The 7,779-nt window shown below is 27.1% G+C and carries 8 protein-coding genes; 3 read left to right on the top strand and 5 right to left on the bottom strand.

Features of this window, described 5'->3' with window-relative positions; all coding sequences use genetic code 11:
* The 3 genes from ABY863_RS11780 to nadE form a co-directional block, all read right to left on the bottom strand.
* Positions 1–318: hypothetical protein (locus tag ABY863_RS11780; protein WP_372795068.1), on the bottom strand; the 318-nt coding region annotated here is incomplete at its 3' end.
* Between the two features lie 204 nt (positions 319–522).
* Positions 523–2,172 carry a DNA mismatch repair protein MutS gene (locus ABY863_RS11775; protein ID WP_372795066.1) on the bottom strand — a complete coding sequence of 550 codons (1,650 nt, stop codon included), beginning with the start codon at positions 2,170–2,172 and terminating at the stop codon, positions 523–525.
* A gap of 53 nt (positions 2,173–2,225) precedes the next feature.
* Positions 2,226–3,020, bottom strand: a complete 795-nt coding sequence (gene nadE, locus ABY863_RS11770) for an NAD(+) synthase (RefSeq protein WP_372795064.1) — start codon at positions 3,018–3,020, stop codon at positions 2,226–2,228.
* A gap of 59 nt (positions 3,021–3,079) precedes the next feature.
* On the opposite strand from nadE, the gene gldB reads away from it, so the two are divergent.
* Complete coding sequence (gldB, locus tag ABY863_RS11765) at positions 3,080–4,030, top strand: gliding motility lipoprotein GldB (RefSeq protein WP_372795062.1); 951 nt, start codon at positions 3,080–3,082, stop codon at positions 4,028–4,030.
* A complete protein-coding gene (gene gldC, locus ABY863_RS11760) occupies positions 4,030–4,368 on the top strand; it encodes a gliding motility protein GldC (protein WP_372795060.1) in 339 nt (112 codons plus the stop codon). The genes gldB and gldC overlap by 1 nt, the downstream gene beginning before the upstream one ends.
* A 172-nt stretch (positions 4,369–4,540) precedes the next feature.
* Here the strand turns inward: gldC and folK are convergent, their stop codons facing one another.
* Positions 4,541–5,668: a 2-amino-4-hydroxy-6-hydroxymethyldihydropteridine diphosphokinase gene (gene folK / locus ABY863_RS11755; RefSeq protein ID WP_372795058.1), complete on the bottom strand. Its 1,128-nt coding sequence runs from the start codon at positions 5,666–5,668 to the stop codon at positions 4,541–4,543.
* Positions 5,669–5,772: 104 nt separating this feature from the next.
* On the opposite strand from folK, the gene sppA reads away from it, so the two are divergent.
* Entirely contained in the window at positions 5,773–7,539 is a 1,767-nt protein-coding gene (gene sppA, locus ABY863_RS11750; protein ID WP_372795056.1) for a signal peptide peptidase SppA, read from the top strand.
* Positions 7,540–7,545: 6 nt separating this feature from the next.
* On the opposite strand, the gene ABY863_RS11745 is transcribed toward sppA, so the two are convergent.
* Positions 7,546–7,779 (bottom strand): helix-turn-helix domain-containing protein (locus ABY863_RS11745; RefSeq protein ID WP_372795054.1); only part of this gene is annotated, 234 nt, incomplete at its 5' end.

Genomic DNA, 7,779 nt, shown 5'->3' with positions numbered 1-7,779 from the left:
TTTTTTCAATAATTCTTTTGAAATATAAACGGCACTATCATATTGTTTTAAATAACCAAATAAGTGAATTTTATAAGCTAGAATTCCTTTAATTCGTGTGTCAGATTTATTAATTCCTATTTTTCGGAAAGCGCTGTTTGCCTTATTTAAACGAGTTTCAAAATCTAAAGTATCATTCTTCATTTCTTGCATGAAAAAACTAATAGAATCTAGTTCACTATTTTTTGAAGATTGTAGTTCTTCTTTTGGAGTACAAGATGCTAACAAAAATATACTGAAAACAAAAAAAAAGAGGAATGTAAATTTTAAATTTTTCATTCCTCTAAAATAAGATAAAACTATAAATCAATTAGTAATTAATTTAAATTTTAAGAAAAAGACACTTTTGGTTTATCCAATAGATTCAATCTTATTTAAAGAAATTGGTAAAATCATTCATAAAAAATTTACTTGAAGCAATTTACAAATTATATCAGTTTAAAATAGCACTTGTTGGAACTGCTTAATAGGGAGGCTTGAATTTTAACTAAAATTATTCTCTTCTGTTTTACGTGCGTCTAAAATTATTTCGGACGGATATTTGTACAATTCTAAAATTTTTATAGCATTTCTGGTTTTTAATTTTCCACTTTTTAATTTATGATCAAAAAATAATTTTTCATTTTCTATTTGTTCACTAAAATGAAATAATTCATAGTTTTCTTTCACTAATAAATCTGTTAATTCAATATCATGAGTTGAAACTAAAACTAGATGATTTTTTTTATTAAGGTATGATAAAATGGCTTTTCCACCGGAGATTCGTTCAATAGTATTTGTTCCTTTAAAAATTTCATCTAACACAAATAAACAATTTTCTTCATGCTTTGCAGCATCTACTAATTCTTTTACAGTTAAAACTTCTTCTAAATAATAGCTTGTGTTATCCAATAAATCATCAGTGATTCTAATAGATGAATAAACTTTTAAAAAGGGAGCAGTATATTCTTTTGCAAAACAAATATTTAAAGTTTGTGCTAAAATACTGTTAATAGCCACGGTTCTAATAAATGTGGTTTTACCAGACATATTTGAGCCCGTTAATAAAAGACTAGTATCAATTAAGTTTATGTTATTAGTAATACAGTTTTCAATTAAAGGATGGTAAACTTCTATTGAAACGAGTTGTTTTTCTTTAGTGAAATTAGGCGTGCAAATTTTATTTCCACCTACTTTTAAGGATGCTGTTGAGATTGCTGAATCAATTTCACCGATAAAGCAGAACATTTTTTCAATGCTATCTTTTTCTTTAACAATAGAATCAATGAAACTAAAAAAGAGAATATATTCAACCATAAATTGAATTTTTATCAATTCAATAATCAACCAAAATAATAATGCATATTCATTGCTTAATTGCTTTTCAAACCCTATAAATTCGGTTTTTGTTTGAATAGTACTTACTTTTTTAATAAAAGATAAATCAGTAAAATGTTGCTTAATTTCATCAAATGATGAAAGTTCTTTGCTTACTTTTAAAGCTCTAGAAAGTTGATAAACTGCATTGGTGTAATAGGTTACGTTTTCCTTGTTTTTATAGTGAAAAATGGTATTTATAAAAAAAACAGGGAGCAAAAAAAGTGAAAATAAAGGATTAAAAAAAGTTAGTATTATCAATAAAACAGACGTTAGCGACGAAGCATAAATATATTTTAAATACGTGGGTTTTTCAATGGGCTTATCAGTGATAAGTTTTTCTAAATCATAGGAATTATGAGAATTTATTTTTGATAAACTTATTTGACTTTTAAGTCGTAATGTTTCATTGTTTAAAAATAAATTACTTAATAAATCAAATTTCAATAAACTTTCAATACTACCAATAGTTCTTAGTTTATAATATAAATATTGCTGACCAATTTTAGACGAAGTTCTATCAATAAATTTAAATAGTTCATCAATATCTAAGTCAATTTTAACTTTTTCTGAGATAACGTGGAATGCTTGATTTTTATGCTCATTATTTTCAAAATATTTTCCAATAACATAAAAATTAAAATAGTCATTACTTTTAGGTTTTCCCCAATTTTCAATAAACCATTTTTTTAGTCTAGCTGATTTTTTCTTGTTAGAAAAGTTTCTGTATAGAAATATAATTATTAAAATAAATAATAATCCTAAAATCCAATTCATAGCTTTATTGTTTTGGTATAATTTTTTTAAAAAGAAATAATTAAGTTTAGTTGTTAGCTAAACTTCAATTCTTTCGGAATTTCACAAACAGGAATTGGTTCCATTTTGTGTTTGTTCGCTAGGTTTCTTTGTTTGTAAATAGTAAATACTTCTAGTTCTCTTCCTTTAAAATTAGCACTTGTTTTACCTAATTCAACCTGTTTCATGGCCCATTCTAATTCATTGTAACTTGCGCCAATTTGATCTTCATCAGTACGGCTATCACCAAATAAACCATCGGTAGGTTGTGCAGTTTGTATAGCAGTTGAAACATTTAAATATTTTGCTATTTCATAGACTTCAGATTTCATTAAGTCAGCAATCGGACTTAAATCTACACCTCCATCACCATATTTTGTAAAAAAACCAACACCAAAATCTTCAACTTTATTACCAGTTCCAGCAACTAAATAGCCATATAAACCTGCAAAATAGTATAAAGTTGTCATTCGTAAACGCGCACGTGTATTTGCTAAAGATAAATTTACAGTTGCTGAATCTTCAACTTCAGGAATTACAGATTTAAATTTTTCAAAAGTGGAAGTTAAATTTACTTCAATAGAATTAATAGCATTAAAGCGTTTTTTAAGTTGTGTAATATGTTCTTTTGCTCTAGAAACTTGATTTTCACCTTGATGAATTGGCATCTCAACGCATAAAACAGGAAAGCCAGTTTTTGCACACAATGTTGAGGTTACTGCGGAATCTATTCCGCCAGAAATTCCAATTACAAAACCATTCACTTTTGCAGTTGTAGCATAATTTTTTAACCAATCAACAATATAATCAACAACTTTTTCTGTATTCATACTTAAACTTTTTTGTAATTTTAGCGTTTTAAAAAATAGAATTGTAAATATAGAAATTAATGAAGAGATTAGCTGTTCTGGCAATTATTTTATTATCGATAGTTTCCTGTAAAAATAAAGAGATAAAAACAGTGGATGTTTCTAATATTGAAGTTACTTTTTCTGTAGATAGGTTTGAGCAAAAGTTTTATGAAGCGAATGAGAAAACGCTTCCAACAGTTAAAAATGAATATCCTTATTTGTTTCCAGTTCAAAATGATAGCATTTGGCTAAATAAAATTATAAATGAGGCTGAATTATTCCAAAAGTCGCAAGAAGTTTTTGGGAATTTTGAATCTGAAAAACTTCAAATAGAAGATTTATTTAAACACGTAAAATACTATCACTCCAATTTTAAATCGCCTAAAATTTTAACGTTAATAACAAATTTAGATTACGAGAATAAAGTGGTTTATGCCGATAGTTTGTTATTTGTTTCTTTAGATATGTATTTGGGGAAAGAAAGTGAAGTTTATAAAGATTTCCCAATATATTTAGCTCAAAATTTTGACAAATCGCATTTGGTTGTTGATATTGCTGAAAGCATTAGTGAACATTATTTTACTCCAAGTAAAAATCGCCAGTTTATAGATATAATGATTAATGAAGGTAAGAAAATGTATCTGATTGATAGTTATTTACCTTCAGTTTCTGATGCTCAAAAGATGGGTTATGCCATTGAAAAATTAGATTGGATTGAAGCAAATGAATCTCAATTATGGAAATATTTTATTGAAAATAAATTACTGTATAGCACAGATTCAAATTTGTATACTCGTTTTATAGCGGATGCTCCTTTTTCAAAATTTTATATTGATATTGATAAAGATTCACCAGGCAAAGTAGGTGTTTATATTGGTTGGCAAATTGTACGTTCTTATATGAATAATAATGAAGTAACTTTACAGCAACTTTTACAAACAAATTCAGAAGAAATATTTAAAAAATCAAAATATAAACCAAAAAAATAATGGCAGTAGAGAGTTCATCAAAAATTGAAATTACCGTAGGATTAGACGAAAATAAAATTCCTGAAAAATTACATTGGACAGCACAGGATAGTGATATTATTAATCAAGAAGCAAAAGCTGTAATATTAGCCGTTTGGGATGTTAAAACGAAAGATACACTTCGTATGGATTTGTGGACAAAGGAGATGCAAATTGATGAAATGAAACAGTTTTTTCATCAAACATTGGTTTCTATGGCAAATACTTTTGAGCGTGCTACAAACGACACTAAAATGTCTGCAACCATGAAAGATTTTTGTGATTATTTTGCTGAAAAATTAGAATTAAAAAAGAAGTAATTTGTTTTGTAAACTGTTACAAGCTTGTTGAAGTGTTTTTAAATAGTAATTATTATAAAAGGTCTTCTACAAGCTCAGACTTACAATTATAAGTTTAATAAAGTTTTAAGTTGTGTTATTATTGTAGCTGTTTTTATTGATTCTTGCATTCGTAGGGATAATATAAAATAATCTATTTTACATTCTTAATAAGTTCAATAATTTCTTTGTAATCTTCAGGATTGTTTACAAAATCTTTATTAGAAACATCAATAATTAAGGTTTTTAAATTTTCTTCAGTTTTAATAAAAGTAGTATAACCACTGTGAATTTTATCTAAATATTCTGGTGCTATGTTTTGTTCATAATCTCTGCCTCGTTTCTTTATATTTTCAATTAAACGAGGTGTTTCTTGATACAAATAAATGTATAAATCGGGTTTAGAAATTTCTTTATACATAATATCAAACATTTTTCGGTATAAAAAATACTCTTCTTTTAGTAAGGTTACTTGAGCGAAAATGAGTGATTTAAAAATGTAATAATCTGAAACTATAAAATTCTTAAACAAATCAAATTGCGCTAAATCATCTGAAAGTTGTTGATATCTATCAGCTAAAAAACTCATTTCTAACGGAAATGCATACCGTTCATTATCTTCGTAAAATTTTGGTAGAAATGGGTTGTCTGCAAAACGTTCTAAAATAACTTTGGCATTAAAATCTTCAGCAATCATATTTGTTAAAGTCGTTTTTCCAGCACCAATATTTCCTTCAATAGCAATATAATTGAATTTTTCAGATAAGCAAATAGGTCTTTTTAATTCTAAATACGTGTTTTCAATTTCACTTTTGTCAGTACAATTTGTAAGACAAACCTGTAAGCGTTGTTTTTCAATAGGATGCATTAAATTTGGAGCTATTTCAACTAAAGGAACCATTACAAATTTTCGGTTAAGCATCTCTTTATGAGGAACTATTAATTCTTTTGAAAAAATAACTTCGTTATCAAAAAGTAATACATCAATATCAATGGTTCTTGCTTTGTATTTTTTTTCTGAAGTTCTTTTTCTTCCTAATGAAAGTTCAATTTTATGGATAGCTTTTAATAAGTTTTCAGGATTTAGACCTGTTGATACTTGCACACAAATATTATAAAAATCGTCACTATCAAAACCCCAAGAAGTAGTTTTATAAATCGAAGAAATTTTAGCAACTGAGCCAATTTTTTCATCAATTAAAAAAATAGCTTGCTGTAAATTTTCAAACTTGTTTCCTAGGTTGCTTCCTAATGATAAATATGTGGTTCTCGCTATATGCATAAAGTGAATACAAAGAAAAGAAAACTATCATTTAAATACATATATTTGTTGCGTAACTTATAAACATTTTACTTTTTTAAAATTCTAAATTCAACTTTTAAAATATGAACTTTTTAAGAAATTTATTGGCGTCAATTTTAGGAACATTTATAACCTTAGCTATTATTTTAGTACTGTTTATTATCATTATTTCTGCAATGGCATCTTCAGTTGGAGATATTAAAAGTGTAGAGTTAAAAAGTAATTCAGTTTTAGAACTGAAATTAGAAAGCTTAGTTAAAGATTATGCTCCAAAAAGCGATGATCCATTTGATAAACTTTTTGGTTTTGATAATGATAAAATAGGTTTAAATTCAATTTTAAACGCTATTGAAAATGCCAAAGACGATGAAAATATTAAAGGAATAAGTATCACAACGTTAGGTGTTAATGCTGGTATTGCACAAACGCAAGCCATTAGAAATAAATTGCTAGAGTTTAAAGAATCAGGTAAATTTATAAAAGCATATGCAGATATTTATGATCAAAAATCATATTATTTTAGTTCTGTAGCAGATTCTATTTTTATGAATCCGGTGGGTGCAGTTGATTTTAAAGGGTTGTCTTCAGAAGTCTTATTTTTTAAAGATTTAGAAGATAAAACAGGTGTAAAAATGGAAGTAATTAGACACGGAAAATATAAAAGTGCTGTTGAACCATTTTTATACAATGAAATGAGCGATGCAAATAGAAAACAAGTTACAACATTTTTAAAATCTATTTGGAATGAAATGGTTGTAGATATTTCAAATAGCAGAAATAAAACAATTGAAGAAATTAACAATGTTGCAGATAATTTGTTGGCTAGAAATGCAACTTTAGCTATTGAAAATAATATGATGGATGGCGCAATTTATGTTGATGAATACACCAATAAATTAAAAATTGCTTGTGGAATTTCTTTAGATGATGATTTAAATAAAATTTCAATTTCAGATTATATTTCTATAGGAAAAGGAAGAATAATTGCTACGGCGTCTGATAAAATAGCTGTTATTTATGCACAAGGCGAAATTATTTATGGTAAAGGTGATGAAAATTTAATAGGTCAAGATTTAATTATAAAAGCTTTAAAAAAGGCTAGAAAAGATTCAAATGTAAAAGCCATTGTTTTAAGGGTAAACTCACCAGGAGGAAGTGCTTTAGCATCAGAATTAATTTGGAGAGAATTAGAATTAACAAAAGAAACCTTACCGTTAGTTGTTTCTATGGGGAATGTTGCCGCTTCGGGTGGTTACTATTTGTCTTGTAATGCAGATAGAATTTTTGCAGAACCTACTACAATTACTGGTTCTATAGGTGTTTTTGGGATTATTCCTAATTTTAGCAAATTGGCAAATACAATTGGTGTTAATGCAGAACAAGTAAGCACTAATAAAGGCGCTAATTATAGTGTTTTTGAGCCAATGACTGATGAATTTAGATTGGTGACAACTGAAGGGGTTGAAGCAGTTTATACTACATTTTTAGAGAGAGTTGCTAAAGGAAGAAATATGACCATTGAGGCTGTTGATAGTATTGCTCAAGGTAGAGTTTGGAGTGGAGTTGATGCTTTAAATAATGGGCTAGTTGATGAATTAGGGAATTTAGATGATGCAATTTTATATGCAGCGGAATTGGCTGAAATAACAGATTATAAAGTGAAAAACTATCCAAGTTATAAAGTAGAGTTAGAAGATAGATTTAATAATTTTCCTTTTATGAAAACGAAAGAAAAAGTTTTAATTGAAGAACTTGGTGAAGCAAATTATAAAATTTATCAAACTATAAAACAATTTTCTAAATTGGAAGGAATTCAGGCAAGAATGCCTTATCTGATAGATATTCAATAATATAAATTAGTGTTGAGTTACTAATTGTTTCATTTCGTTTCTATACTTTAAAGGGCTTTTTCCTGTATATTTTTTAAATAATTTATTAAAGTGCGAAAAATTATTAAAGCCACTTTCAAAACAAATATCAGTAATACTAGTTGGGTTTTCAGCTAATAATTTTGTTGTATGAACTATTCTAAACTCATTCACAAATTGGGTAAATGTTTTTCCAGTTGATTTTTTAAAATATCTGCAAAA

The organism is Lutibacter sp., from assembly GCF_041562875.1.
Lineage (GTDB): Bacteria > Bacteroidota > Bacteroidia > Flavobacteriales > Flavobacteriaceae > Lutibacter.
This window is presented reverse-complemented; position numbering and strand designations above follow the sequence as displayed.

Bases quoted from the DNA above. Each gene is read 5' to 3' on its own strand.
- ABY863_RS11775 (WP_372795066.1), bottom strand. From the start codon at position 2,172: ATGAATTGGATTTTAGGATTATTATTTATTTTAATAATTATATTTCTA.
- nadE (WP_372795064.1), bottom strand. From the start codon at position 3,020: ATGAATACAGAAAAAGTTGTTGATTATATTGTTGATTGGTTAAAAAAT.
- gldB (WP_372795062.1), top strand. From the start codon at position 3,080: ATGAAGAGATTAGCTGTTCTGGCAATTATTTTATTATCGATAGTTTCC.
- gldC (WP_372795060.1), top strand. From the start codon at position 4,030: ATGGCAGTAGAGAGTTCATCAAAAATTGAAATTACCGTAGGATTAGAC.
- folK (WP_372795058.1), bottom strand. From the start codon at position 5,668: ATGCATATAGCGAGAACCACATATTTATCATTAGGAAGCAACCTAGGA.
- sppA (WP_372795056.1), top strand. From the start codon at position 5,773: ATGAACTTTTTAAGAAATTTATTGGCGTCAATTTTAGGAACATTTATA.